Below are 26,091 nucleotides of genomic sequence, written 5' to 3'. Positions count from 1 at the left end.
TTGCGTCTCCCTCGTTACCCGCGCAGAGGGCGTGAGGGTAGATGGCGATTAGGCCCTCGCCAAGCCCGTCGACTGTCCTATATCCCTAGCACAGACCGTCTCAGGAGTATGTCCATGTCGTCGCTTCGTCCCGTTGCCGCCTTTGCCCTGGCCGCCACCGCATCGGTGTCGCTGGCCGGCTGCGGCATCAATTCCGTGCCGACCGCCGAGGAAAACGCCAAGGCGCGCTGGGCGGATGTCCAGAACCAATATCAGCGCCGTGCCGATCTGATCCCCAATCTCGTCGCGACGGTGAAGGCCGCGGGCGCGCAGGAGAAGGACGTGCTGGTGCAGGTGACGCAGGCCCGCGCCGGCGCCAATCAGGTCAAGCTGTCGGGCGATCAGCTCACCGATCCCGCCAAGATGCAGCAGTTCGAACGCGCGCAGAGCGCCGTGACGCTGTCGCTGCAGCGCCTGCAGGAGGCCTATCCGGAGCTCAAGTCGCAGGGCAATTACACCACGCTGATGAGCCAGCTCGAAGGCACCGAGAACCGCATCACCATCGCGCGGACCGACTATAACAATGCGGTGCAGGCCTATAACACGCGCATCCGCACCTTCCCCGACGCGGTCGGCGCGAAGATCTTCTACGGCGCCAAGCCGCTGACGCCCTTTACCGCGACGGCGGCGAATGCGGAGAACGCGCCGACGGTCAACTTCGGGAATGCGAGCTGAGGGTGATGCCGGTGCTCGCCCGGATGCTGGCCGCATGGCGGGCGGCGCTGTTGCTGACGCTGGCGTGGCTGATCGTCACGCCGGCGGCGGCGCAGACCTTCCCCAAGTTCACCGGCCTCGTCGTCGATGCCGCGAACGTGCTGCCGCCCGACCAGGAGGCGGCGCTGACCGCGAAACTGGTGGCGTTGCAGAAGGAGACGAAGCGCCAGCTGGTGGTCGCGACGATCCCCGACCTCCAGGGCTATCCGCTCGAGGAATATGGCTACAAGCTCGGCCGCGCATGGGGCGTCGGGCTGCGCGACGTCAACAATGGCGCGATCCTGTTCATCGCACCGAACGAGCCCGCCGGGCATCGCGGGCCACGGATCGAGGTCGGCCGCGGGCTGGAGCCGATCGTGACCGACGCCTTGTCCAGCGTCATCATCAATCAGGACATGATCCCGCGGCTCAAGGCCGGCGACATTCCCGGTGCGATGAACGCCGGCGTCGATGCGCTGTCGCAGCAATTGCGCGCCTCGCCCGAAGAGGCGCAGGCGCGGCTCGATACCGCCGCCAAGCAATTCGATCAGGCGCATAAGCGATCCACCGCGCGCCAGGGCGGCGGCGTGCCGTTCGGCCTGATCATCTGGGGCGTGATCCTGCTGTTCGTGCTCATCCCGCTGTTCCGCGGCCGCAAGCGCGCCGGGCCGTGGGGGCGGCGCTACGACGACGGCGGCGGCAGCGCGCTGCCGATCGTGCTGTGGGGGATCGCCAACGAGATCGGCCGGTCGCAGGGCGGCGGTGGCGGCGGCGGCGGCGGTTGGGGCGGCGGCTCCGATGGCGGCAGCGACGGCAGCTGGGGCGGCGGCGGCTTCACCGGCGGCGGTGGCGGCGACTTCGGTGGCGGCGGCGCTTCGGGGAATTGGTGACATGCAACTGACCGATACCGATCGCGCCCGCGTCGCCGCGGCGGTGGCCGAGGCGGAGCGCGGCACCGCCGGCGAGATCGTCACGATCGTCGCCCGGCGTTCCGACAAATATCACGACGTCGCGCTGCATTGGGCGGTGCTGGCGATGCTGTTCGTGCTCGCGCTGCTGGCGCTGTGGCCGGACGCGGCGGTGCGGCTGCACGGGCTGGTCGCCGATCCCTGGGACGGCGCGCCGGCGCCGGGCGGGCTGTTCACCGTCGCGCTGGTGCTGCTCGCCGTGACCTTCCTCGTCGTGCGGCTGGCGCTCGCCTATATGCCGCTGCGGCTGGCGCTGACGCCGGGGAGCACCGCGGCGCGGCGGGTGCATGCGCGGGCGTTGATGCTGTTCCGCACCGCGGCCGAGGCGCGGACGCTGGAGGCGACGGGGGTGCTGCTCTATCTGTCGCTCGACGAGCATCGCGCCGAGATCATCGCGGACAGCTCGATCCACACGCGCGTCGAACCCGAAATCTGGGGCGCGGCGATGGCGGCGCTGATCGCGGCGACGCGCGACGGTCGCCCCGGCGACGGCATGGCAGAGGCGGTGAGCCAGATCGGCCTCGTCCTCGCCGAGCAATTCCCGCCGCGCGCCGACGACACCAACGAACTGCCGGACCGATTGATCGAGCTATGACCACCGAAACCGTCTGGAAGGGCAAATATCTCTCGGTCAAACAGGCCGGGACCTGGGAATATGCCGAGCGGGTCGGCGCGATCACCGCGGCGGTGATCGTCGCGATCGACGGCGAGGGCCAGTTGCTGCTGGTCGAGCAGCATCGCGTGCCGTTGGGGCGCACCTGCCTCGAACTACCCGCCGGGCTGGTCGGCGACGAGCGCGCGGGCGAGAGCGTCGCCGATGCGGCGCGCCGCGAACTGGAGGAAGAGACCGGCTATCGCGCCGCCTTCGTCGAGGAGCGCGGCGAGTTCTTCTCGTCGCCCGGCATGACCTCGGAAAGCTTCACCTTGGTGCTCGCCACCGGGCTGACCCGTACCGGCAGCGGCGGCGGCGACGCGCAGGAGAACATCACCGTCCACCGCGTCGCGCCCGAGGCGATCGCGGGCTTCGTCGCGGCGAAGCGGCGCGACGGCGTGGCGGTCGACGCCAAGATGCTGCTGCTGCTGGGGAGCGGGTTGCTCGACGAAGTGGTGGGGCGATAGCGGGAGCGGAGGGCGTACGGCGGATCGCGTTCGGACCTCGCCGTCACCCGGACTTGTTCCGGGGTGACGGGTGGATTTGTGTTGACCTTACCCTAAAGGATTGCCGTCCGGCTTACCGGAAATTGTCGGCGTAAGCCTGCAGCTTCAGCTTGCGCTCCGGCGCCGGGATCAGCTCGTAGTCGAAGCCCTGCGCCTCGCAATAGGCGATCGCCGCCGCCTGCGTCGGGAAACTCAGCCGCAACTGGTCGCGCGTGTCGCCGCTGCCGGCCCAACCGGTGAGCGGGTCGGGCTGTTTCGGCTCGGCGGGCTCGAATTCGAGGCTCCACGTCTGGGTCCGGGCTTTGCCGGACTGCATCGCGTTCTTGGGGCGCTGGAAGATACGGGCGGTAGGCATGGCGGCTCCTTAGCGCGTCCCGGCGGCGCGCGCATCCGCCTTTTTGGTGCGCAGCGTCGCTGCTGCGGCGGCGGGATCGTCGGGCCAGGGATGTTTGGGATAGCGGCCGCGCATCTCCTTCGCCACCGCGGTCCAGCTCCCCGCCCAGAAGCCCGGCAGATCGCGCGTCGTCTGGATCGGCCGGCCGGCGGGCGAGGTCAGGCTGAGCACCAGCGGCATCCGCGCCGAGCCGATGCAGGGATGCTCGGCCAGCCCGAACAGCGCCTGCACGCGCAGCTCGACTTTCGGGCCGCCTTCCGCCGCATAGTCGATGGCATGCGTGCTGCCCGCCGGGCTGGTGAAGTCGGGCGGGGCGAGCCGGTCGACCTGCCGCATCCCGTCCCAGCCGATCAGCGCACGCACCGCGTCGGTCAAGGCGCCTCCGGGGATCGCGTCGAGCCGCCGCCGACCGTCGAGCAGCGGCGGCAGCCAGTCGTCGAGCCGATCGACCAGCAGCGCGTCGATGTCGACGCCCGCATAACGCGCACGCGCTTTCAGCGCCTCGCCGCCCTCGCGCCACGGCAGCAGCGCAAGACCGTGCGTCCGCACGCCGTCGAGCAGCGCCGCCGCCACCGCCGCGGGATCGGCCTGCGAATCGGGTCCCGACGACAGCCGCAGCGCGCCGAGCCGCCGCTCGCGCAACGTGGTAACGCCACCGGTCGCCGGATCGAAATCCACCGTGCGACGCGTCTCGATCCGGTCGGCGAACAGCCGCTCGATCGTCGCCAGCGCGATCGGCGCGGCGGCGAGGATGCGCGCGCCGGACGCCGCGCCCTGCGTCTCCGCCACCGCGAGCCATTCGCTGCGCGCCAGCGCGGTCGCCGGATCGAGCCGGAAGCCGCGCCCACCGACCGACGCCCAATATTCGCCGCTCGCATCGCGCGCCCGCGCGATCCGGTCGGGAAAGGCGAGCGCGATCGGCACTTCGACCCCCTCGCTGCCGCCCGAGTCGCCGCCGACCAGTTTCGCCCAGCGCTCGGCGAGCTTGCGCGCTGCCTGCGCCTTCGTCCCGCGCTCGCCGCGCCAGCGCCGCAGCCGCGCCTCGATGTCGGGATCGTTGCCGCCGAGCCCGCGCTCCGACAGCAGCACCGCGACCTCGGCGGCGATCCGCCCCTGCCCCATCTCGCCCGCGCGCAGCAGCATATGCGCGAGCCGCGGCGGCATCGGCATCGCCGCGATGCGACGGCCGTGCGCGGTCGGCCGGCCGTCGCCGTCGATCGCCTCCAGCGCAGTCAGCCGCTCGCGTGCTTCCGCCACCGCCGCTGCGGGCGGCGGATCGAGGAAGGCGAGATCGCGCGGATCGTGGACGCCCCACAACGCCGCAGCGAGCACGAGGCCCGACAGATCGGCTTCGAGGATCTCCGGCGGATCGAACCGCGGCAGGCCCCCGGTCGCCGCCTCCTCCCACAGGCGATAGGCGACCCCCGGCCCGAGTCGCGCCGCGCGGCCGGCGCGCTGGATCACCGCCGCCTGGCTCGCCCGCTCGGTGACCAGCCGCGTCATCCCCGCGGCGCGATCGTAGCGCGGCCGTCGCGCCAGCCCCGAATCGACGACGATGCGGATGCCGTCGAGCGTCAGGCTGGTCTCGGCGATCGAGGTGGCGAGCACCAGCTTGCGCCGGCCATCGGGCTCGGGCTTGATCGCGGCACGCTGCGCGGCGGGATCGAGGCTGCCGTGCAGTTCGTGGATGACGATGTCGTCGGGCAGGCCGGCGAGCCGTTCGGCGGTCCGCTCGATCTCGGCGACGCCGGGCAGGAAGGCGAGCACGCCGCCCTCCGCCTCGCCGAGTGCGCGGCGGATCGCACTCGCCATCGCATCCTCGATCCGGCCGTCGCCACTGCGGCCGAGGTGGCGCAATTCGAGCGGATAGCTGCGCCCCTCGCTCTCGATCACCGGCGCGTCGCCGAGCAGGCTGGCGAAGCGCGCGCCGTCCAGCGTCGCCGACATCGCGACGATGCGCAGATCGGGGCGCAGCGACCCCTGCGCATCGAGCGCCAGCGCGAGGCTGAAATCGCCGTCGAGGCTGCGCTCGTGGACCTCGTCGAACAGCACCGCAGAGATGCCGGCGAGTTCGGGATCGCTCTGGATGCGCGCGACGAAGATGCCTTCGGTCACCACCGTCACCCGCGTCGCGGCGGAGCGCCGGCTGTCCATCCGCGTCGCATAGCCGAACGTGCCGCCGACCGGCTCGCCGGCGAGCGCCGCCATCCGCTCCGCCGCCGCCCGCGCCGCGAGCCGGCGCGGCGAGAGCAGCAGGATCTCGCCGGTGCACCAATCCTCGCGCAGCAGCGCGGGCGCGACCGCGGTGGTCTTGCCCGCCCCCGGCGGCGCGACGAGCACCGCATTGGGCCGCGCGCGCAACGCGGCAATCAATTCGGGCAGCACGGCGAGGATCGGCAGGTCGGTCACGGTCGCGGCGCCATGCCATGGATCGCCGCGCGACGCGATACGCGCGAGCTGCTATATGCCCGGCAGCAATTTCGCCGCGCGACGTAAACGAAGGAGACGCATCATGGGTCTGTTGGACGGCATCCTGGGCCAGGTGGCCGGCAATCCCGCGATCACCAACCTCGCCGAACGGATCGGCCTCTCGCCCGAACAGGTCACCGCGGCGATCAGCGCGCTCGGCGAGGCGCATACCCAGCCCGGCGACACCGTCGCGGGCGCCGCCGATTCGACCGGCCTCTCGCCCGACGTGCTCCAGCAGATCCTCGGCCATCTCGGCGGCGAAGGCGCCCTCGGCAATCTCGGCGCGCTGCTGGGTGGCGCAAACGGCGAACAGGGCGGCCTCGGCGGCCTGCTCGGCGGCCTCGGCGGCCTCGGCGGCATGTTCGGCAAATCCTGACGACCTGCGCGTACGGTCCAATTACTTTCGTCATCCCGGCGAAAGCCGGGACCTATGGTTGGATGACGCGACTGATGGAACACCATCGCCACACATCGGGTCCATGGGTCCCGGCTTTCGCCGGGATGACGATCCGGGTCGGGGTCTATCCGCCCTGCCCCGCCAGATGACGAAAAGGTCATCGCCCGCGTCCTAGTATCTCCCGCCCCGCGGATGATAGGCAGGGTGTCACGACGGCAGCCGGACGGGATCATTGGGCGGACATCATCACCACGGACACGATCACGGCGGCCACGACCACGGTCATAGCCACGGGCACGGGCACGGCCATTCCCACGCCCCCGCCTCGTTCGACCGTGCCTTCGCGATCGGGATCGCGCTCAACATCGCCTATGTGCTCGCCGAGGGTGGCGCCGGCCTGTGGACCGGGTCGGTCGCCCTGCTCGCCGATGCCGGGCACAATCTGTCCGACGTGCTCGGGCTCGCGGTCGCCTGGGGCGGCGCGGCGCTGGCGCGGAGCGCGCCGACCAAGCGCTTCACTTATGGGCTGAAGGGATCGACGATCCTCGCCGCGCTCGCCAACGCGCTGTTCCTGCTCGTCGCGCTCGGCGCGATCGTGACCGAGGCGGTGCAGCGGCTCGGCAACCCGCCCGTCGTCGCCGGCCTAACCGTCTCCGTCGTCGCGGGGATCGGCATCGCGATCAACGCCTTCACCGCCTGGCTGTTCGCGCGCGGGCGCAAGGGCGATATCAATATCCGCGGCGCCTATCTGCACATGCTCAGCGATGCCTTGGTGTCGGCGGGCGTCGTGCTGGCGGGGATCGCGATCTGGGCGACCGGGCTCGGCTGGATCGATCCGCTGGTCAGCCTCGTCATCGCCGCGCTCATCTTCTGGCAGACCTGGGGCTTGCTGCGCGAGACGGTCGAGATGAGCCTCGCCGCGGTGCCGCGCGCGATCGATTACGATGCGGTCACCGGCGCGCTCGAGGCGCTGCCCGGCGTGACCAAGGTCCACGACCTCCACATCTGGCCGATGTCGACCACCGAGCCGGTGCTGACCGCGCATCTGGTGATCCCCACCGGTCATCCCGGCGACGGCTTCCTCGCCGCGGCGCGCGTCATGCTGCGCGACCGGTTCGCGATCGGCCATGCGACGCTGCAGGTGGAGATCGGCGGCGACGCCTGCACCAGTTGCTGACGTCCCGCGCCGCCGATCGCGGCGCGATAGGCTGCCATGCCTCCCAAGCCCTTGTACCCACGGGAAGATACGGCAGAGCTGTCCTACAGAGGGGCGGCCATGCTAATGCCGCAGCGCAATCGCCGCGCTCTTTCTCGCTCGTGAATCATCGTCGAAATGGAAACGATGGGACCCTGATCGTTTCGATTAAGGTGTCCAACTTGTCCAAGTTGCGTTGAAGGGATCGCCTAACATGGTCCGGGAGCAACGCCTTCGACCGTTATCCCCGCCTGCGCGGGGACGACCGAAAAGGGGAGCGCCCCTTGCCCTCAATACGCCCGTGCGACCGCGAATTCGACCGCTTCGATCATCGCATCCTTGGCCTTGCCGTTGGCGAAGCCGCCGATCGCGTCGATCGCGCGCTGGCCGTAATGGCGGGCGCGTGCGAGCGTGTCGTCGACCGAGCGCGTCTGGCGGACCAGATCGATCGCATGCGCGAAATCGGCGTCGGACTGGCGCCGGCCCTCGATCGCGTCCTTCCAGAATTTGCGGTCGTCGGCGCCGCCGCGGGCGTAGGCGAGGATCACCGGCAGCGTCATCTTGCCTTCGCGGAAGTCGTCGCCGGCATCCTTGCCCATCGTCCCCGCGTCCGACACGTAATCGATCGCGTCGTCGACCAGCTGGAAGGCGATGCCGAGATTGCGCCCGTAAGCGTCGAGCGCCAGTTCCTCGCCCTCGGGCCGTTCGGCGACCACCGCCGAAATACGGCAGGCAGCGGCGAAGAGCGCGGCGGTCTTGGCGTTGATGATGTCGAGATAGCGGTCCTCGCCGAGATCGACGCGGCGTGCGGCGGTGAGCTGGTTGACCTCGCCCTCCGCGATGACCGCCGAGGCGTTCGACAGGATCTTGAGGACCTTGAGGCTGCCGTCCTCGACCATCAGCTCGAAACTGCGGCTGAACAGGAAGTCGCCGACCAGCACGCTCGCAGGATTGCCCCAGATGATGTTGGCGGTGCGCTTGCCGCGGCGCAGGTCCGATCCGTCGACGACGTCGTCGTGGAGCAACGTCGCGGTATGGATGAACTCGACCGAGGCGGCGAGGCGGTGGTGCCGCGTGCCGGTATAGCCGATCAGCCGCGCGCTGCTGAGCGTCAGCATCGGCCGCATCCGCTTGCCGCCGCCCGCGATCAGATGCCCGGCAAGTTCCGGGATCAACGGGATTTGCGACTGCATGCGGTCGAGGATCACCGTGTTGACGGCGTTCATGTCCCCCGCGACGAGCTGAAGCAGCGGCTCCAGCGAAGGCTCACGGTTGTCGAGGCGATGGATGGTGGCGGTCATCTCGCCCTGCGCTGTGGCCTCTCGCCTTCGCGAACGCAAGCCTTGCTCGCGGGTGCAACACACCCCATGGGGGACGGACACCGACCGGAGAAAGGCGACGCATGAGTGACGACGTGCTGCAGGGATATCGCAAGAGCATCGACAATATCGATGCGGCGCTGGTCCATCTGCTCGCCGAGCGGTTCAAGGTGACGCAGGCGGTGGGGCGCCATAAGGCGACCTCGGGCCTGCCCGCTGCCGATCCCGGCCGCGAGGAACGCCAGATCGCACGGTTGCGCCGGCTCGCCGAAGACGCGGAGCTCGATCCCGAATTCAGCGAGAAATTCCTGCGCTTCATCATCGACGAGGTGATCCGCCACCATCAGCAGTTGCGCGGCTGAGCGCGGCCGACCATCTCCCTGCCCGTGATCACCGCGTTTCTTCTTGCCGCCGCGTCCGCGGCGTCGCCGTCGGCGGCGATCCTCGGCACCTGGCACAATCCCAAGAACAGCGTCGCGGTGCGGACCGGGCGCTGCGGCGATAAACTGTGCGGCTGGGTGATCCGCGCCAGCGACAAGGCGCAGCGCGACGTCGCCGACAAGGGCTATCCGCCGCTGATCGGCACCGCCTTGCTGCGCGAGTATAAAGCGGACGGCAAACAGCGCTGGGCCGGGCAGATCTACGTCCCCGACATGGGCCGGGCGTTCGGATCGACCGTCACGATGGTGGATGGCGACACGCTCAACGTGCGCGGCTGCCTGATCGGCGGGTTCATCTGCAAGTCGCAGATCTGGCGCCGCGACTGATGGCGGGCGCATTCATCGCGGTCGAAGGCGTCGATGGATCGGGCAAGAGCGGCGTCGTCCGCCGGCTCGTCGCCGGCCTTCAGGCGCGCGGCCACGACGTGGTCGGCACGCGGGAGCCGGGCGGCACGCCGCAGGGCGAGGCGCTGCGCGGGCTGCTGCTGGCGGGCGAGGATGCGGCGTGGGAGCCGCGCGCCGAGCTGCTGTTGATGACCGCGGCGCGCGTCCAGCATGTCGCGCGCGTCGTCCTGCCGGCGGTGGCGGCGGGGCGCGTCGTCGTGTCGGACCGCTATGCGGGGTCGACGCTCGCCTATCAGGGCGCCGGGCGCGGCATGTCGGAAGCGCTGATCCGCGAGCTGCACGCGGAGATGGTCGACGATCTCTGGCCGGACCTGACGCTGGTGCTCGACGTCGATCCGGCGGTGGGACTGGCGCGCAGCCGCAAGCGCCTGTCGGACGGCGGCATCGACGAGGGGCGGTTCGAAAGCCTCGACCTCGCCTTCCACCAGCGCATCCGCGAGGCGTTCCGTGCGCAGGCCGCGGCCGCACCGGAACGGCATGCGGTGATCGACGCGAGCGACGCACCGGGCGCGGTCCAGGCGCAGGCACTCGCCGCCGTCGAACGGTTCCTGGCGCGTTGATGGCAGTAGATCCTCCCCCGCCAGGGGGAGGTGGCAGTGCGAAGCACTGACGGAGGGGGAGGATACGGCACGCCCGTCTTATGCGGAGAGGCCCCCTCCACCACCGGCCTGCGGCCGGCGGTCCCCCTCCCCCGCTAAAGCGAGGGAGGACTTTGGTTCACCGTCCCGTCCACGCTCCCGGCCGCTTCTCGACGAACGCCGCCATCCCCTCTTTCTGGTCCGCGGTGCCGAACAGGCCGTGGAACAGCCGCCGCTCGAACTGCACGCCCTGTGCCAGCGTCGTCTCGAACGCGGCGTTGACCATCTCCTTGTTCGCCAGCACCGCGAGCGGCGCCATGCCGGCGATCGTCGCGGCGGTCTTGACCGCTTCCTCGATTAGATCGGCGGCGGGGATCACGCGGCTGACGAGACCGGCGCGCTCCGCCTCGGCGGCGTCCATCATCCGGCCGGTGACGCACATCTCCATCGCCTTGGCCTTGCCGACCGCGCGGGCGAGCCGCTGCGAGCCGCCCATGCCGGGGCTGACCGCCAGCTTGACCTCGGGCTGGCCGAATTTGGCGGTATCGGCGGCGAGGATGAAGTCGCACATCATCGCCAGCTCGCACCCGCCGCCGAGCGCATAGCCCGCCACCGCGGCGATGATCGGCTTGCGCGTCGCGGTCAGCGTCTCGTAGCCGGCGAAATGGTTGCGGCCGTACATCGCGGCGAAGTCCATCGCCTGCATTTCCTTGATGTCCGCCCCCGCCGCGAACGCCTTGGCGCTGCCGGTCAGCACCGCGCAGCCCTGTTCGGGATCGGCGTCGAACGCCGCCAGCGCGGCGAGCAGGTCGGCGAGCACCTGCGCGTTGAGCGCGTTGAGCGCCTCGGGCCGGTTGAGCGTGATGAGCGTGACGCGGTCGCGCCGCTCGACGAGGATGGTCTGATAGTCGGACACGGCGGCTCTCCTTATGCGGGCCCTTATGCGGGCGTCCACGCCTCGCCCTCGGGCATCGGCGCGAAGATCTGGTCGATGACGTGGTCGGTGACGTCCTCGGCGGTGGCCGGCTGCCAGCGCGGCGCATGGTCCTTGTCGACGATCACCGCGCGCACCCCTTCGAGGAAGTCGTGGCGCTGCACGACGCGGCAGGCGACGGCATATTCCTGCACCATCTCGTCGGCGAAACCCTGCATCAGCCCGCCATCGTAGAGCAACCGCAGCGACACCTTCATCGCCTGCGGCGATTTGGTGCGCAGGATGGCGAGCTGTTCGGCGGCGAAGGCGCCGCCGTCGGTTTCGAGCGTCGCGAGCACCTCTTCGAGCATGTCCGAGGCGAACAGCCGGTCGATCTCGTCGCGATGCGCGAGCAGTTTCGCGGGCGGCCGCTCCACCGAAAGTGCATCGAGCGCGCGGTCGATGGCGAGCGGGTCGGCGAGGATCGCCGCCTTCGCTGCGTCGATCGTGGCAGCGGGCAGGTAGTGAGTCGCGAGCCCCAGCGCATGCGCCTCGGCGCCGTCGAGCCGATGCCCGGTCAGAGCGAGGAACTGGCCGATCCGCCCCGGCAGCCGCGACAGATACCAGCCGCCGCCGACATCGGGGAACAGGCCGATGCCAGTCTCCGGCATCGCGAATCGCGTATTCTCGGTGGCGATACGATAGCGGCAGGGCAGCGCGATGCCGACACCGCCGCCCATCGTCACCCCGTCCATCACCGCCACGGTCGGCTTGGCATAAGTGAACAGCCGGTGGTTGAGCCGGTATTCGCTGAGGAAGAAGCCCCGGGCCGCCGCACCGTCGCCCGCGCCGCTCTCGCTCAACATGCGGATGTCGCCGCCCGCGCAAAAGCCGCGCCCCTCGGCATGGTCGAGCAGCACCGCGGCGACCCCGGCGTCGGTCCGCCAGGCCTCCAGCGCGGCGAGCATGCCATCGCACATGCCGCGGTTGAGCGCGTGCAGCGCCTTGGGCCGGTTGAGGCGCAGTCGGCCGACGGCGCCCTCTGTCTGGATCAGCAGGTCATCGCTCATCCCCTGCCTTTGACCCGCGCGGGTCGCGCCGTCCATACCGGACTCGATGAAACCGCGCAGGTGCGGGCGGGACCGCGTTCAGTCGTACGCCGCATCCCACATCAAAGCACCGATCCGCTTCGCCGTCAGTTCGTCCGCCGCGACCGTCGCGACACCGTCGGCGAGCGCCGCCTGCGCCACCACCACCGCGATGTGCAGCGCCACCGCTCGCAGGTCCTCGATCGGCGGCAGCAGCGTCTCGCCCGCGCCACCCAACGCGCCGAGCGCCCGCGCGGCGGCCATGAACATCCCGTCGGTGACCCGCGTCGCACCGGCGGCGAGCGCGCCGAGGCCGACGCCGGGAAAGATGTAGACGTTGTTGACCTGCGTCACGCCGGCGACGCCGAACGGGCTGCCGGTACCGACCACAGCACGCCCGTCGGTCCACGCCAGCACGTCGGCGGGATGCGCCTCGGCACGCGACACCGGATTCGACAGGGGGAAGATCACCGGCCGCGCGCAACCCGCCGCCATCGCGCGCACCACCGCCTCGGTGAAGCTGCCCGCCTGGCCGGAAGCGCCGATCAGCACGGTGGGCCGCACCGCCTTTACCGTTTCGAGCAGGCGGAGATCGCCATCGGCGTCGCGCGGCCAGCCCGCCACCTCGGCAGGGTCGCGCGCGAGCAGCATCTGCGGCGCGCTGAGCTTCGCCATGTCCGACACGATCAGCCCGTCGCGATCGACCGCCCAGATGCGCGCGCGCGCCGCCGCCTCGTCGAGGCCTTCGGCGCGCAACGCCTGGACCAGCAGCTCGGCTACGCCGCTGCCCGCGGCACCGGCGCCGAACAGCACGATGCGCTGATCGGTCAGGCTGGCGCCGGTGCGCCGGATCGCCGACAGCAACGTGCCGACCGCGGTCGCCGCCGTCCCCTGGATATCGTCGTTGAAGCTGAGCAGCCGGTCGCGATAGCGCGCGAGCAGGTCATGGGCGTTGTGCCCGGCGAAATCCTCCCATTGCAGCAGGACGTCGGGCCAGCGCTCCGCCACCGCCGCGACGAACGCCTCGACGAAGGCGGCATAGTCCGCCCCGCGCACCCGCGGGTTGCGCCAGCCGACGTAGAGCGGATCGTCGCGCAGGCCGGCATTGTCGGTGCCAACGTCGAGCAGGATCGGCAGTACCTCGGCGGGATGGATGCCCGCGCAGGCGGTGTAGAGCGCGAGCTTGCCGATCGGGATGCCCATCCCCCCTGCCCCCTGATCGCCCAGCCCGAGGATGCGCTCGCCATCGCTGACGACGATCACCTTGACCCGGTCGAGCGCGGGATCGGCGAGGATGTCGGCGATCCGATCGCGGTTGGGATAGCTGAGGAACAGGCCGCGCGGCTTGCGCCAGATCTCGCTGAACCGTTCGCAGCCCGCCCCGACCGTCGGCGTATAGACCAGCGGCAGCAGGCGCGGCAGGTCGGCCTGCACCAGCGCGTGGAACAGCACCTCGTTCGAATCCTGCAGCTCGCGCAGGAAGGCGTAGCGATGGAAATCGTCGGCCATCCCGTCGAGCACGCGGCGGCGGCGCACGATCTGGCTGGCCAGCGTCCCGACATGCGGCGGCAGCAGCCCGTGCAGGCCGAAGCGGTCGCGCTCCTCCTCGGTGAAGGCGGTGCCCTTGTTGGTCAGCGGGTCGGCGAGCAGCGCGCGGCGCGCGGCATGGAAAGCGGGGGACATAGACCCTCTCTAGAAGCGGAAGCTGAGCCAGCCGGCCATGAAGTCGGAGCTTTTGAACCCCGCCTTGGACAGCGACGGGCCGGCGGCGAGATGCTCGTAGCGGCCGGTGAACGACAGCCGCGGGCTGATCGACCAGACGCCTTGCAGCCGCATGACGTCGCCGATCTTGGCATCGCCGACGCGCTGCGTACCGGCGAAGGGCTGGCCGTTGGCGCGATATACCGCGTCGGTGACGCTATCGCGCCATGCGAGCTGATATTCAGCGGTCAGGCGCACCTTCTTCACCGGCGAGAAGGTGAAATTGGGCGCCACCGCGATCAGGTTCGACGGGGTCAGGAACAGGCCGTAGCTGTAGTAGATATTGTTGCCGAACGGCGAATAGGCATCCCGCAGCTTGCCGTCGCCGTAACCGCCGCCGCCGCTCGCATAGTCCATGTGGATGCCGACGCGCGGCGCGGTCTTGGATTTGCCCAGCCGGTAGGTCTGCGCGAACAACAGCTGCCAGGCGTCGATGTCCTGGTCGATGTAATGGCCGGATTGATGGTTGATCGTCCAGTCGACCGTCACCGGGCCGGCATCGCCGTAGATGTGCGTGCCCACGTAATAGCGCGTCGCCGGGCCGATGCGGCCGCCCCAGGCGCCCACCGTGTTGCGCCGCCGCCAGAAGAAGGGATCGACGAAGAGCTTCGATCCGCCCAGCCAGCCGTTCGGCACGGCATAGCCCAGCGTCACGCCGGAGAAGCGCCGCGCGGGATCGCTGACGTCGTCGTCGGGGCCGAGGTCGCCATATTGCGTCGGCTTGAAGTCGAACAAATCGGCGCGCACCCGGCTGCCGCGCGCCCAGGCGCGGATGCCGTTGAGCGTGTAGCGGATCGTGTTGTTGTCGCGTTGCGAGGTGAGCAGATTGGGACCGTCGGTGAATTCCTGCCGGCCGTAGCGCGCGCCGACCGCGACGCCGGAAATCTCGGCATCGCCCTCGACGAACGCCTGTTGCAGCACAAGGTCGTTGCGCAGCGTCGCCGCCGGCGCGCCGAGTTCGACGCCGGAGATGCCGCCATGCGCGATCTCGGCGAAGGCGCGGAAATGCGGGCCGACGTGCAGGTCGGCGCCGCCGACGATGCGGTTGATGTCCTGCCGCTGCGCACGGCTGTCGCGCAGATTGGGGTTGGTGGTGTGGTTGACGCGCAGCCGCACCTCGCCCGACAGCGTCAGATAGACGTCGCCGTCGCTATCGAGCGGCAGGAACTTGAGGCGGTCGAGGAAGTCGTCGCGCTTGGCGGGATCGCGATAGCTGCTCCAGTCCTCCGCCCAGCGCGACAGGTTGAAGCCGTTCGCGGTGGCGCCGTCGCCCGCCGCGGCGGCCGGATAGCTGGTCACGGTCGGCGTCGCGGGGTCGCGGGTCTGGCCGGATTCGCTCGGCGCGACGCTGGTCTGCGCAGAGGCGGCGGCGGCCGTGGCGAGGGTGAGCAGAGCAGTGGCGCCGGCGAGGGCGCGAGCATGGTGCAACATGGGATATCCTTGTGGGCAGCCATCGCCCCCACCCGTCGCAGCCTTCGGCGTCCGTCCCCCTCCCGTCGGGAGGGGGAGCAGGTCGCGCAGCGAGCGAGGGGTGCGGGCGCGGCGCGTTATTCGGCGGGCATCGCGTGGGCGGGCATCTGGTCGACGCGCACCGCCTCGCCGTGCAGCGCGGCGTGGAGCTGCGCGGCGTCGAGCCGCCCTTCCCAGCGTGATACGACCACGGTCGCCACCGCATTGCCGATGAAGTTGGTCAGGCTGCGGCATTCGCTCATGAAGCGGTCGACGCCGAGGATCAGCGCCATGCCGGCGACGGGCACGCTCGGCACGATCGACAGCGTCGCGGCGAGCGTGATGAAGCCCGCGCCGGTGACCCCCGCCGCGCCCTTCGACGACAGCATCGCGACGCCGAGCAGCAGCAATTGCTGGCCGAGCGTCAGGTCGACGTTGCACGCCTGCGCGATGAACAGCGCCGCCAGCGTCATGTAGATGTTGGTGCCGTCGAGGTTGAACGAATAGCCGGTCGGCACGACGAGGCCGACGATCGACTTGGGGCAGCCGGCGCGCTCCATCTTCTCGATCAGCGCAGGGAGTGCGCTTTCCGACGACGAGGTGCCGAGCACCAGCAGCAGCTCCGCCTTGAGATAGGAGATCAGCCGCAGGATCGAGAAGCCGCACAGCCAGCTCACCGTGCCGAGCACGACCAGTACGAACAGCAGCGAGGTGAAATAGAAGGTGCCGACCAGCATCGCGAGATTGGCGAGCGTACCGACGCCGTATTTGCCGATGGTGAACGCCATCGCACCGAACGCGCCGATCGGTGCCGCCTTCATGACGATGCTGACGACCTTGAAGAAGGCGAGCGAGACGTCTTCGAGCACGCTCAGCACCTTGGTGCCGCGGTCGCCGATCAGCGCCAGCGCGATGCCGAACAGGATCGAGACGAACAGCACCTGCAGGATGTTGCCCTGCGTCAGCGACGACAGGAACGTGTCGGGGATGATCCCGGTCAGGAAGCCGGTGATCGTCGATTCATGCGCCTTCTCGGCGAATTCGGCGACCTTGCTGGTGTCGAGGGTGGCGGGATCGATGTTGAGCCCCGCGCCCGGCCGCACCACGTTGGCGACGATCAGGCCGACGATCAGCGCCAGCGTCGAAAAGAACAGGAAATAGATGAACGCCTTGCCCGCGACGCGGCCGACCGCGCCGAGATCGCGCATACCCGCGATACCAGTGACGATGGTGAGGAAGATGACCGGGGCGATCACCATCTTGACCAGCTTGATGAAGGCGTCGCCGATCGGCTTCATCGCCTCGCCGGTCTGCGGCGCGAAATGGCCGAGCAGCACGCCCGCCACGATCGCGACGAGCACCTGCAGGTACAATTGCGCATACCAGGGCTTGGCGGCCGGGGGTATGACGGGTCCTCCGGACGGCGTCGCGGCGACGGTGATGCTCATGGGTGCCTCTCATCCTCTATGACGGCGCAGATCGGCTCTTCTGGCCGTGGTGCGTCGCCGGACAATGCCGCGATCCCTACCGGGCAGGCAATGCCACGGTCTGAAGCAAAGAATCGTTATTTATCAGATAGTTAGCTTGATAGGCCGTCACCGGCCCGCGGGGCGGGCCGCAGCGCGATCACCGATGTGTGCAGAAAGTTGCACAGGCTCGTCACAACGGCAGTTCGCCGGCACGGCGCTCCAGCGCGAGCAGCAGCGCCTTGGCCGGCAGGCCGCCGGCGAAGCCGGTCAGATGGCCCGCGCTGCCGACCACGCGGTGGCACGGCGCGACGATCGACAGCGGATTGCGACCGTTCGCCGCGCCGACCGCGCGCGACGCCGCCGGCCGGCCGATCGCCCGCGCCAGGGCGCCATAACTGCGCGTCTCGCCATACGGGATGGTCAGCAGCGCCGCCCATACCTGTTTTTGGAAAGCGGTCCCCCGCCAGTCCAGCGGCAGGTCGAAGACGGTGCGCTCGCCGGCGAAATAGGCGCCGAGCTGGCGGGTGGCTTCGACAAGGATCGGGTGATCCGCCGCCGCGGTGAGCGGACCCAGGCGAACGCGCAGCGGATCGTCGTCCGGCCACAGCACCGCGACGAGTCCGATGTCGCTCGCCACCAAGGTCAACGTGCCGACCGGCGAGTCGCAGGGCATCGAGAAAAGCATGGCGGCACCATAACAGCGCAGCGGCGGTCGGAGCAGGGCGCGCGGCCACAAAGTCGGCGAAGGCGAAGCGCGGTGGCGTCCCCATACGTCCGCCCACCCCGTCACCCCGGGAAGCGGCTCGAACCTCGCCGGCCGACATATGGGAAGAGCGAGAGCGCCCGCGAATATCCGCCCCTTATCAACCCCTTGCCCGCGCCCCGCGAGCGACCCCGCCGCATCGCGCTAACCATGTATTATGTCTTACTTATCGACATTCGGCTCGCCGCTTGGTAGCGCCACCATCAGCAAAGCGGCACCCGCGGGGGCCGATGCGATCTGGGAGGATGACGATGACGGGCAGGAACACGCGGTGGATCACCGCGCCTTTGGTGGCGGCGGCAATCGGGCTCGGCGCACTCCCCGTGCAGGCGCAGACCGCCGCGCCGCTGCCCAGGATCGTCGCCCGCGACGGACGCCACGCGCTGATGGTCGACGGCGCGCCGTTCCTGATGCTCGGCATCCAGGCGAACAACAGCAGCAATTACGCCGGCATGCTGCCCAAGGTGTGGCCGATGGTCGAGCGCATCCACGCCAATACGCTGGAGATCCCGGTCGCCTGGGAGCAGGTCGAGCCGGTCGAGGGGCAGTTCGATTTTGGCTATGTCGACGCGTTGCTCGCCGGCGCGCGGACGCATGACACGCGGCTGGTGCTGTTGTGGTTCGGCACCTGGAAGAACACCGGGCCGAGCTACACTCCCTCCTGGGTGAAGAGCGATCCCAAGCGCTTCCCGCGGATGCGCAAGGCGGACGGCTCGACGCACCCCACCTTCAGCCCGCACGCCCGCACCACGCTGGAGGCGGACAAGCGTGCCTTCGTGGCGCTGATGCAGCATCTCAAGGCGAACGATCCCGACCATCGCGTCATCATGGTGCAGGTCGAGAACGAGACCGGCGTCTACGGCCAGAACCGCGATCTCTCGCCCGCCGCGCAGGCGTTGTTCCGCCAGCCGGTCCCGGTGGCGCTGGCGAAGCAGACCGGCAAGCGCGGCGACTGGACGAGCGTCTACGGCAAGGTCGCCGAGGCGGCGTTCAACGGCTGGTACGTCGCGCGCTACGTCGACGAGATCGCCGCGGCGGGCCGTGCGGTGCTCGACCTGCCGATGTACGCCAATGCCGCGGTCGGCAGCCCCTTCGCCACGCCCGGCGAGGACGGCGGCGCGAGCGGCGGCCCGAACTGGACGATCATCGACGTATGGAAGGCGGCGGCGCCGCATCTCGATGTCGTCGCGCCCGATCTCTACAATGCCGATCCCAAGACCTATGCCGCCTTCCTCAAACTGTACGGCCGGCCCGACAATCCGCTGATGATCCCGGAGACCGGGAATGCGATCGCCTATGCGCGCTATCTGTGGCCGGTGCTCGGCCATGGCGGCATCGGCTTCGCGCCGTTCGGTTTCGACGATACCGGCTACGTCAATTACCCGCTCGGCGCCAAGGTGATCGACGCCGAGACGATCGCCGCTTTTGGCGACAAATTCGCGCTGATGGCACCCAACGCACGCGGCTGGGCGAAGGTCGCGCTGGAGCATCCGACCTGGGGCAGCGCCAAGCCCGCCGACGCCTCGGACGAAAGCGGCGTGCTGGGACGGTGGAAGATCACCGCGCAATATGGCCAGTGGCAGTTCGGCGATCGCGACTCGCAATGGCTGAAGTCCGATCCCAACGCGACGCGCGACCAGCCGGTCGGCGGCGTCGCGGTAGCGCAGCTCGGGCCGGACCGCTTCCTGCTCGCCGGCTCCGACGTGCGCATCAAGATCGACCGCGCCACCGCAGCGAAGGGCGAGAACACGCAATTGCTCAGCGTCGAGGAAGGCAGTTTCGACGCCGCCGGCACCTGGACGACGCTGCGCGTCTGGAACGGCGACCAGACCGATTATGGCCTCAATCTCACCAAGCCCACGCTGCTCCGCGTGACGCTCGGCACGTATCGTTAAGGACCGCCCGATGACCTTCCGTTTCCTCGCCCGCGCCGTCACGGGCCTCGCCGTCTCCGTCTCGGGCATGGCGCTCGCCTCCGAAGTGCAGAAGATCGACCAGGGCGTCGTCGTCACGCCCGACAGCGGCCCCGCCAAGCGCGTCCGCGTCGTCGCTTATGGCGACGACAGCTTCCGCGTCACCGCGGTCCCCGGCACCGACCTCACCCTGCCCGACAGCCTGATCGTGGTCGCCAAGCCGCACGGCGCGCCGGCGATCAGCGAGGGCGCGGGCGTCGTCACGCTGAAGCTCGCCAAAGCGAGCGCCGAGGTCCGCCTGTCCGACGGCCACCTCACCTTCCGCGACGCGGCGGGCAAGGTGCTGCTCGACGAGGCGGGCCGCGCCGCTTTCGCCCCCAGCGTCGAGGGCAAGGGCTATGTCGCCACGCAGCAGCAGTTCAACCGCGCCACCGACGAAGGCTTCTACGGCCTCGGCCAGCATCAGAACCGGCAGATGAACTATAACGGCGAGGACGTCGAACTCGCCCAGCACAATATGGACATCGCCATCCCGTTCGTCGTCTCGACGCGCAATTACGGGCTGCTGTGGGACAACAACTCGATCACCCGCTTCGGCAATCCCAAGCCCTATGCGCTGGTCGGCGACGGGATGAAGGTGTCGAACGGCGGCAAGCCGGGCTGGACCGCGCAATATTACCTCGGCGACAGACTGGCCGCGACGCGGCAGGAAGCGACGATCAACTATCAATATATCCGCGATCAGGCGCGCTGGCCGGCGGAAGCCAAGGCGCAGACCGTCGCCTCGGCGGACAGCGGCCAGAACACCGCCGGCAAGGTGGTCGGCAAGCAGCGCGTGATCTGGACCGGCACCGTCGATCCCACCGTCACCGGCCTGCACAAGTTCCGCGTCTACGGTTCGAGCTATTTCAAGGTCTATGCCGACGGCAAATTGGTGCTCGACCGCTGGCGGCAGAACTGGAACCCCTGGTACCATAATGTCGAGCTGCCGATGACCGCCGGCAAGCCGGTCGCGATCCGCATCGAATGGGAGCCGAACGCCGGCTATATGGCGTTCTTCCACAACGATCCCCTGCCCCAGCCCGATCGCCATTCGCTGTGGCTGTCGTCGGAGGCGGGCAAGGCGGTCGATTATTACGTCGTCGCCGGTGCCGATATGGACGCGGTCGTCGCGGGCTATCGCGGGCTCACCGGCAAGGCGCCGATGATGCCGCAATGGGCCTATGGCTTCTGGCAGAGCCGCCAGCGCTACGAGACGCAGGAGCAATTGGTCGGGGTCGTGCGCGAATATCGCAAGCGCCAGATCCCGCTCGACAACATCGTCGAGGATTGGTTCTACTGGCCGCAGGATCAATGGGGCAGCCACCAGTTCGACAAGACGCGCTTCCCCGATCCGCAGGGGATGGTGGACGAGGTCCACAAGCTCAACGCACAGTTGATGATCTCGGTCTGGCCGAAATTCTATCCCAATACCGACAATGCCAAGGAACTGGCCGCCAAGGGCTTCCTGTACCAGGGCAACCTCAAGCTGAAGAACAAGGATTGGGTCGGGCCGGGCTATCTCAACACCGATTACGATCCTTATTATCCCGAAGCGCGCAAGATCTATTACCGGCAGGTGCGCGATAACCTCGTCAAGCTCGGCATCGATGCATGGTGGATGGACGCGACCGAACCCGACATCCATTCCAACCTGTCGATCGAAGAGCGCAAATACGTGATGGGGCCGAACGCCTTCGGGCCGGGCGGCGCCTATTTCAACAGCTTCCCGCTGGTCCATGCGGCTGGCTTCGCCGAGGGGCTTCGCGAGACCAATACCGACAAGCGGCCGTTCATCCTGACGCGGTCGGGCTTCGCCGGCCTGCAACGCGCGAGCGCGGCGCTGTGGTCGGGCGACGTCGCCGCGCGCTGGGACGATCTGCGCGACCAGATTTCGGCGGGCGTCAATCTGTCGATGTCGGGCGTGCCCAATTGGACGCACGACATCGGCGGCTTCGCGGTCGAGGATCGCTATACCAATGCCGAACCCGCCGCGCTGCCCGAATGGCGCGAGCTCAACCTGCGCTGGTTCCAGTTCGGCGCGCTCAGCCCGCTGTTCCGCAGCCATGGCGAGACGCCCAAGCGCGAGATCTACGAACTAAGCGCCAGCGATCCGGCGATGGCATCGTCGATGCTGTGGTACGATCAGCTCCGCTATCGCCTGATGCCGTATATCTACACCACCGCCGCCGACACCTATCACAAGGACGGCAGCATCATGCGCGGGCTGGTGATGGACTATGCCGCCGATCGCAAGACGTGGAACGTCGACGACGAATATCTCTTCGGCCGCGACCTGCTCGTCGCGCCGGTGACCGCGTTCAAGGCGCGTTCGCGCGCGGTGTATCTGCCCGCGGGAGCGGACTGGTACGATTTCGCCAGCGGCCGGCATTACACGGGCGGCCAGTCGATCACCGCCGTCGCGCCCTATGAGCGGATGCCATTGTTCGTGCGTGCGGGTGCGATCCTGCCGACCGGGCCGGCGGTGCAATATGCGCGCGAACAGCCCGGCGGGCCGATCGTGCTGCACGTCTTCACCGGCAAGGACGGCGCGTTCTCGCTGTACGAGGACGACGGCGTGACCCCCGGTTACGAGTCCGGCAAGTTCGCGCGCGTGCCGCTGACGTGGAACGAGCAGGCGAAGACGCTGACGATCGGCGCGCGCGAAGGCAGCTATCCCGGCATGGTCGCGACGCGCGCGGTATCGGTACGCTTCCACACCCCGGGCAAGGCCGAGGCGGTGGACTTCGCCGAGAATGGCGCGACGCGGGTGAGCTACACCGGCAAGGCGATGACCGTCCGGATGAAGTGACCGCATCTTCCTCCCCAGCAAGGGCAGGGCGATCGCATATGGCCATTGGGGTGTTGCAACGGCTTTCCCATCCCCGTCATGCCGGACTTGATCCGGCATCCCGCTTCTTCGCGCCGTCCAAAGAAGCGGGACCCCGGCGCAAGGCCGGGGTGACGAAGTGGATTTGGAGGGCGTACGACTTACCGTGAGGGCCATATGCGATAGCCCTGCCCGCAAGGGGGAGGGGGACCGGCGAAGCTGGTGGTGGGGGAGGACACGGGACGCCAATGATGCTCCCGCCCTGTCCTCCCCTCCGTCACGCCCCGTGGGCGCGCGCCCCCTTGCGGGGGAGGATTTTGGTTCAGACGGGGAACACGCCCTTGCGTGCGGCATAGGTCGCGAACAGCGTCGGCCATGCCGCCGTCGGCACCGTCTTGGCCAGCCGCACGCCGAAGCCGTGGCCGCCTTCATCGAACAGATGCATCTCCGCCGGGCGTTTCGCCGCCAGCAGCGCCGCATACATGGTGATACTGTTGGCGATCGGCACCGCGCCGTCGTCGCCGGCGTGGACGAGGAACACCGGCGGCGTCTCCGCCGTGACGCGCGTCTCGACCGAGGCTGCCGCGACCTCCGCCGCCGAAGGCGTCGCCCCCAGCAGATTGTCGCGCGAACCCTTGTGCGTGATCGCGGCATCCATGCTGATCACCGGATAGATCAGCCCAGCGAGATCGGGCCGCGCCGACAGCGTGTCGGCGGCATCGACCGGCGCATAGACGCGCTCGCCATGCCGCGTCGCCAGCGAACCGGCGAGATGCCCGCCCGCGGAGAAGCCGATCACCGCGATCCGCTTGGCATCGACGCCGAAGCTGCCCGCACGGCTGCGGATCACGCGCATCGCACGCTGCGCGTCCTGCAGCGGCACCAGCCGCCGCTCGCCCCAACCCTCGCCGGGCAGGCGATAGAGCAGGATGAAGCAGGTGACGCCCAGCGCATTGAGCCAGCGTGCCTGCTCGATCCCCTCATTGTCATAGGCGAGGAAGCCATAGCCGCCGCCCGGTACCAGCAATACCGCAGCACCGTTGGGACGCGCCGGCCGCTTGACGACCAGCGCCGGCACGTCGACGCCGGTCACCCAGCGGTCGGTGAAGCTCGCGGTCTTCGACCGCTCCTCGACCTTGCGCGGGATCGTCTTGCCCGGTGCGCCGGGAATGCGGCCCGGCCACAGCGGCACGACCTCCTCCCCGGCGACGGTCTGCGCACCCGCCGCGCCGGCGAGCGTCAGCAGCGCCGCACCGCCGATCAGGCCGCGCCGCGAGAGACTAGCGTCGCTCACTTGGCACCACAGGCGATCGGGGTGGTGGCGCTGCCGATGCGAATGCTCGACACGTCGATGCCGAGCGCACCGCTGCTCGCCAGTTCGAACGGCTTGGTCACCTTGTTCATCGCGATCCCCTGATTGGCGAAGCACCGCAGCGGCACCGCCACGGTCGCCCAATCACCCACCGCCAGCCGGTTCGTCAATGGGACCATCGCGGACTTACCCGTATCCGCGATGCCGACGCTGACCGTCCCGGTCGGCTTGGCGGTGACGCGGTAATCGACGATCAGGCTGAGATCGCCGTTGGATTCGCGCGTCAGGTCGATCGGCATCGCCTGTTCGATTCCGACGCTGCCGGCCCCCTTGTAGGCGAGGCGCAGGCTGTCCTCCTGCCCGCTGCGGTCGGTGCGGGTCTGCACCGCCGCGCCGGTCGTGCCGATTCGCGCGCCCCCGGCGACGCGGCCGCGGACGAACAACGCATTCTGGTCGCCCGCCGCGATCTTCGGCTTGGTCTCGTCGAGCCGGGCGAGTGTCGCCTTGTCGGCATAGGTCAGGCCGAAGCCGATCGGGAACAGCGGATCATAGCCCGGATCGGTGCGGTTGAGCACATTCTGGTCGATCCGCTTGGGCCAGCTGAAGCTCAACTTGCCGTGGAAGTCGGCGACCGGACGGCCGCTCTTGCCCGCGACCAGCACGTCGGCGACGCCGCCGCCCTCGGTCCCCGGCAGGAACGCCGCGACGAAGGCGTCGGCGGCGTTCAGCTCGGGATTGACCCACATCGGCCGGCCCGAGAGGAAGACCGCGACGGTCGGCACCCCCGCCGCCTTCAATTTCTTGAGCAAAGCGAGGTCGCTCTTGTCGTCGGGGCTGTATTCGAGGCTCGGCCGGTCGCCCGTGAATTCGGCATAAGGCGTCTCGCCGAACACGACGATCGCGACGTCGGGCTTGGCGGTGAAGGCACCGTCGACCGCCAGCGTCGCCTTGCCGCCGGCGGCACGTGCCGCCGCATCGATCCCCGACCAGATCGACTGGCCGTTGGGGAAATCCTTGTTGGCGACGTCGGTGCCCTGCCAGGTGATCGACCAGCCGCCGGCCTGCTGGCCGATATTGTCGGCACCGCGCCCGGCGACCAGGATGTTGGCGCCCGGCTTCACCGGCAGCACGCCGCCGTTGTTCTTGAGCAGCACGAGCGATTCACGCACCGCCTGCCGCGCGATCGCGCGATGCTCCGGCGCGCCGAGTAGCGCGAACTTGCCCGACATCGGTCGCGCCGACGGCCGGCCGTTGTCGAACGTGCCGGCGATCACCTTGACGCGCAGGATGCGGCGCACCGCATCGTCGAGGCGCGCGGCGGGGATCGTGCCGGCCTTCGCCTCGCGCAGCGTGTTGGCGTAGAGTTCCTTCCACTTCGGGCCGGAATACATGAACATGTCGAGCCCGGCGTTGATCGCGGGCGCGCAATCCTCGTTGGTACAGCCGGTCACCTGGCCGTGCGCGTTCCAGTCGCCGATGGTGAAGCCCTGAAAGCCCCAGCGGTCCTTGAGCACGCCGGTGAGCAGGCTCTTGTTGCCCGTCATCTTCTCGCCGTTCCAGCTCGAGAAGCTGGGCATCACGGTCAGCGCGCCGGCGGGCAGCGCGGTCATATAGCCCGCGCCATGCACCTCGCGCAGCACCGTCTCCGACACGCGCGTATCGCCCTGGTCGTGGCCGCCGGTACCGCCGTCGCCGAGGAAATGCTTGACCGAGGCGATGACATGGCCGGGCTTCATGAAGTCCTGCCCGATCGTGCCCTGGATGCCCTCGACCATCTGGCCGGCATAGGAAGCGACGATCGCCGGGTCCTCGGAATAGCTTTCGTAGGTGCGGCCCCAGCGGTCGTCCTGCACCACCGCGACGGTCGGCGCGAAGCTCCAGTCGATGCCGGTCGCGGCGGTCTCGGCGGCAGTGACCGCGCCGATCTTCTTGATGAGCGCGGGATCGCGCATCGCGCCGAGGCCGATGTTATGCGGGAACAGCGTCGCGCCGACGATATTGTTGGCGCCGTGCACCGCATCGGTGCCCCAGATCACCGGCACCACCGGGCGGCCGTCCGTGCGCTTGACCGAGGCGTCGTAGAAGGCGTCGAACAGCTTGAGCCATTCCGGCGCAGGCGCGAATTCGTCGCCGTTGGGCGCAGAATTGCCGCCGTTCAGGATCGAGCCGAGCTTGTACGTCTCGAGATCCGCGGGCGTGATGCTGGCGATGTCGACCTGGATGAGCTGGCCGACTTTGTCCTCGATGCTCATCTTGGCGAGGATCGCGGCGACGCGCGCCTCGACCTTGGCGTCGCGCTTCAATTGCATCGGCAGCAGCGGCCATTGCTCGGGATGCGCGGTGGCGGCGGCGGGAACGGCGGCGCTTGCCGCCTGCTGCTGCGCAACCGCGGGCGACGCGCCCACCATCAGCGCGAGTGCTGCGCAAGCCGTACCGAACCTCAAAACCATCATCCTCTCCCCGGGAGCCGTCTCTATCGTGATAGCGGCACCAAAGCCG

At 69.1% G+C, this 26,091-nt stretch carries 22 protein-coding genes; 11 read left to right on the top strand and 11 right to left on the bottom strand.

Annotated elements, in window-relative coordinates:
- Window positions 1–108 precede the first annotated feature (108 nt).
- From SFC76_RS07270 to SFC76_RS07255, 4 genes are read left to right on the top strand one after another with little or no spacing between them, the layout of a single operon-like run.
- Window positions 109–714 (top strand): LemA family protein, encoded by a 606-nt coding sequence (locus SFC76_RS07270; protein ID WP_322848822.1) that lies wholly within the window; start codon window positions 109–111, stop codon window positions 712–714.
- A gap of 5 nt (window positions 715–719) precedes the next feature.
- On the top strand, window positions 720–1,622 hold the full coding sequence (locus tag SFC76_RS07265; RefSeq protein ID WP_322848821.1) for a TPM domain-containing protein: 903 nt from the start codon (window positions 720–722) through the stop codon (window positions 1,620–1,622).
- Window position 1,623: 1 nt separating this feature from the next.
- Window positions 1,624–2,295, top strand: a complete 672-nt coding sequence (locus SFC76_RS07260) for a hypothetical protein (protein ID WP_322848820.1) — start codon at window positions 1,624–1,626, stop codon at window positions 2,293–2,295.
- Window positions 2,292–2,819 carry an NUDIX hydrolase gene (locus tag SFC76_RS07255; RefSeq protein ID WP_322848819.1) on the top strand — a complete coding sequence of 176 codons (528 nt, stop codon included), beginning with the start codon at window positions 2,292–2,294 and terminating at the stop codon, window positions 2,817–2,819. Before SFC76_RS07260 ends, SFC76_RS07255 begins: the two co-directional genes overlap by 4 nt.
- A 112-nt stretch (window positions 2,820–2,931) precedes the next feature.
- Here SFC76_RS07255 and SFC76_RS07250 read toward each other — a convergent pair whose 3' ends face one another.
- A complete protein-coding gene (locus tag SFC76_RS07250; protein ID WP_322848818.1) occupies window positions 2,932–3,213 on the bottom strand; it encodes an ETC complex I subunit in 282 nt (93 codons plus the stop codon).
- A 9-nt stretch (window positions 3,214–3,222) separates the two neighbouring features.
- Window positions 3,223–5,661, bottom strand: coding sequence for an ATP-dependent helicase HrpB (hrpB, locus tag SFC76_RS07245; RefSeq protein ID WP_322848817.1), 2,439 nt, complete (start codon window positions 5,659–5,661; stop codon window positions 3,223–3,225).
- A 103-nt stretch (window positions 5,662–5,764) separates the two neighbouring features.
- Here hrpB and SFC76_RS07240 point away from each other — a divergent pair, with 103 nt between their 5' ends.
- Both SFC76_RS07240 and SFC76_RS07235 read left to right on the top strand, forming a co-directional pair.
- Entirely contained in the window at window positions 5,765–6,097 is a 333-nt protein-coding gene (locus SFC76_RS07240) for a winged helix-turn-helix domain-containing protein (RefSeq protein ID WP_322848816.1), read from the top strand.
- Between the two features lie 253 nt (window positions 6,098–6,350).
- Complete coding sequence (locus tag SFC76_RS07235; RefSeq protein ID WP_322848815.1) at window positions 6,351–7,295, top strand: cation diffusion facilitator family transporter; 945 nt, start codon at window positions 6,351–6,353, stop codon at window positions 7,293–7,295.
- A 308-nt stretch (window positions 7,296–7,603) separates the two neighbouring features.
- Here the strand turns inward: SFC76_RS07235 and SFC76_RS07230 are convergent, their stop codons facing one another.
- Window positions 7,604–8,614, bottom strand: a complete 1,011-nt coding sequence (locus SFC76_RS07230) for a polyprenyl synthetase family protein (RefSeq protein WP_322848814.1) — start codon at window positions 8,612–8,614, stop codon at window positions 7,604–7,606.
- A gap of 101 nt (window positions 8,615–8,715) precedes the next feature.
- Between SFC76_RS07230 and SFC76_RS07225 the strand changes: the two genes are divergently transcribed.
- From SFC76_RS07225 to tmk, 3 genes are read left to right on the top strand one after another with little or no spacing between them, the layout of a single operon-like run.
- Window positions 8,716–8,994: a chorismate mutase gene (locus SFC76_RS07225; protein ID WP_322848813.1), complete on the top strand. Its 279-nt coding sequence runs from the start codon at window positions 8,716–8,718 to the stop codon at window positions 8,992–8,994.
- 24 nt (window positions 8,995–9,018) lie between these two features.
- A complete protein-coding gene (locus tag SFC76_RS07220; RefSeq protein WP_322848812.1) occupies window positions 9,019–9,399 on the top strand; it encodes a DUF2147 domain-containing protein in 381 nt (126 codons plus the stop codon).
- Window positions 9,399–10,037, top strand: coding sequence for a dTMP kinase (gene tmk, locus SFC76_RS07215; RefSeq protein ID WP_322848811.1), 639 nt, complete (start codon window positions 9,399–9,401; stop codon window positions 10,035–10,037). The genes SFC76_RS07220 and tmk overlap by 1 nt, the downstream gene beginning before the upstream one ends.
- A gap of 157 nt (window positions 10,038–10,194) precedes the next feature.
- Here the strand turns inward: tmk and SFC76_RS07210 are convergent, their stop codons facing one another.
- The 6 genes from SFC76_RS07210 to SFC76_RS07185 all read right to left on the bottom strand — a co-directional run bounded on the left by SFC76_RS07210 (window position 10,195) and on the right by SFC76_RS07185 (window position 17,420).
- Entirely contained in the window at window positions 10,195–10,971 is a 777-nt protein-coding gene (locus SFC76_RS07210) for an enoyl-CoA hydratase (RefSeq protein WP_322848810.1), read from the bottom strand.
- 23 nt (window positions 10,972–10,994) lie between these two features.
- Window positions 10,995–12,038, bottom strand: coding sequence for an enoyl-CoA hydratase/isomerase family protein (locus SFC76_RS07205; protein ID WP_322848809.1), 1,044 nt, complete (start codon window positions 12,036–12,038; stop codon window positions 10,995–10,997).
- Between the two features lie 78 nt (window positions 12,039–12,116).
- Complete coding sequence (locus SFC76_RS07200; RefSeq protein WP_322848808.1) at window positions 12,117–13,739, bottom strand: NAD-dependent malic enzyme; 1,623 nt, start codon at window positions 13,737–13,739, stop codon at window positions 12,117–12,119.
- 9 nt (window positions 13,740–13,748) lie between these two features.
- The gene (locus tag SFC76_RS07195; protein ID WP_322848807.1) at window positions 13,749–15,248 is read right to left on the bottom strand and encodes an alginate export family protein; all 1,500 of its coding nucleotides are present in this window, start codon (window positions 15,246–15,248) and stop codon (window positions 13,749–13,751) included.
- Between the two features lie 116 nt (window positions 15,249–15,364).
- The gene (locus SFC76_RS07190; RefSeq protein WP_322848806.1) at window positions 15,365–16,714 is read right to left on the bottom strand and encodes a dicarboxylate/amino acid:cation symporter; all 1,350 of its coding nucleotides are present in this window, start codon (window positions 16,712–16,714) and stop codon (window positions 15,365–15,367) included.
- 211 nt (window positions 16,715–16,925) lie between these two features.
- Window positions 16,926–17,420: a methylated-DNA--[protein]-cysteine S-methyltransferase gene (locus tag SFC76_RS07185; RefSeq protein ID WP_322848805.1), complete on the bottom strand. Its 495-nt coding sequence runs from the start codon at window positions 17,418–17,420 to the stop codon at window positions 16,926–16,928.
- A gap of 329 nt (window positions 17,421–17,749) precedes the next feature.
- On the opposite strand from SFC76_RS07185, the gene SFC76_RS07180 reads away from it, so the two are divergent.
- Window positions 17,750–19,393, top strand: a complete 1,644-nt coding sequence (locus tag SFC76_RS07180; protein ID WP_322848804.1) for a DUF5597 domain-containing protein — start codon at window positions 17,750–17,752, stop codon at window positions 19,391–19,393.
- Window positions 19,394–19,403: 10 nt separating this feature from the next.
- On the top strand, window positions 19,404–22,262 hold the full coding sequence (locus SFC76_RS07175; protein WP_322848803.1) for a TIM-barrel domain-containing protein: 2,859 nt from the start codon (window positions 19,404–19,406) through the stop codon (window positions 22,260–22,262).
- 340 nt (window positions 22,263–22,602) lie between these two features.
- On the opposite strand, the gene SFC76_RS07170 is transcribed toward SFC76_RS07175, so the two are convergent.
- A complete protein-coding gene (locus SFC76_RS07170) occupies window positions 22,603–23,574 on the bottom strand; it encodes an alpha/beta hydrolase (RefSeq protein WP_322848802.1) in 972 nt (323 codons plus the stop codon).
- Window positions 23,571–26,045 carry a glycoside hydrolase family 3 N-terminal domain-containing protein gene (locus tag SFC76_RS07165; RefSeq protein ID WP_416222396.1) on the bottom strand — a complete coding sequence of 825 codons (2,475 nt, stop codon included), beginning with the start codon at window positions 26,043–26,045 and terminating at the stop codon, window positions 23,571–23,573. The genes SFC76_RS07170 and SFC76_RS07165 overlap by 4 nt, the downstream gene beginning before the upstream one ends.
- Between the last annotated feature and the right edge of the window lie 46 nt (window positions 26,046–26,091).

This window comes from Sphingomonas sp. CD22, assembly GCF_034556155.1.
Lineage (GTDB): Bacteria > Pseudomonadota > Alphaproteobacteria > Sphingomonadales > Sphingomonadaceae > Sphingomonas.
This window is presented reverse-complemented; position numbering and strand designations above follow the sequence as displayed.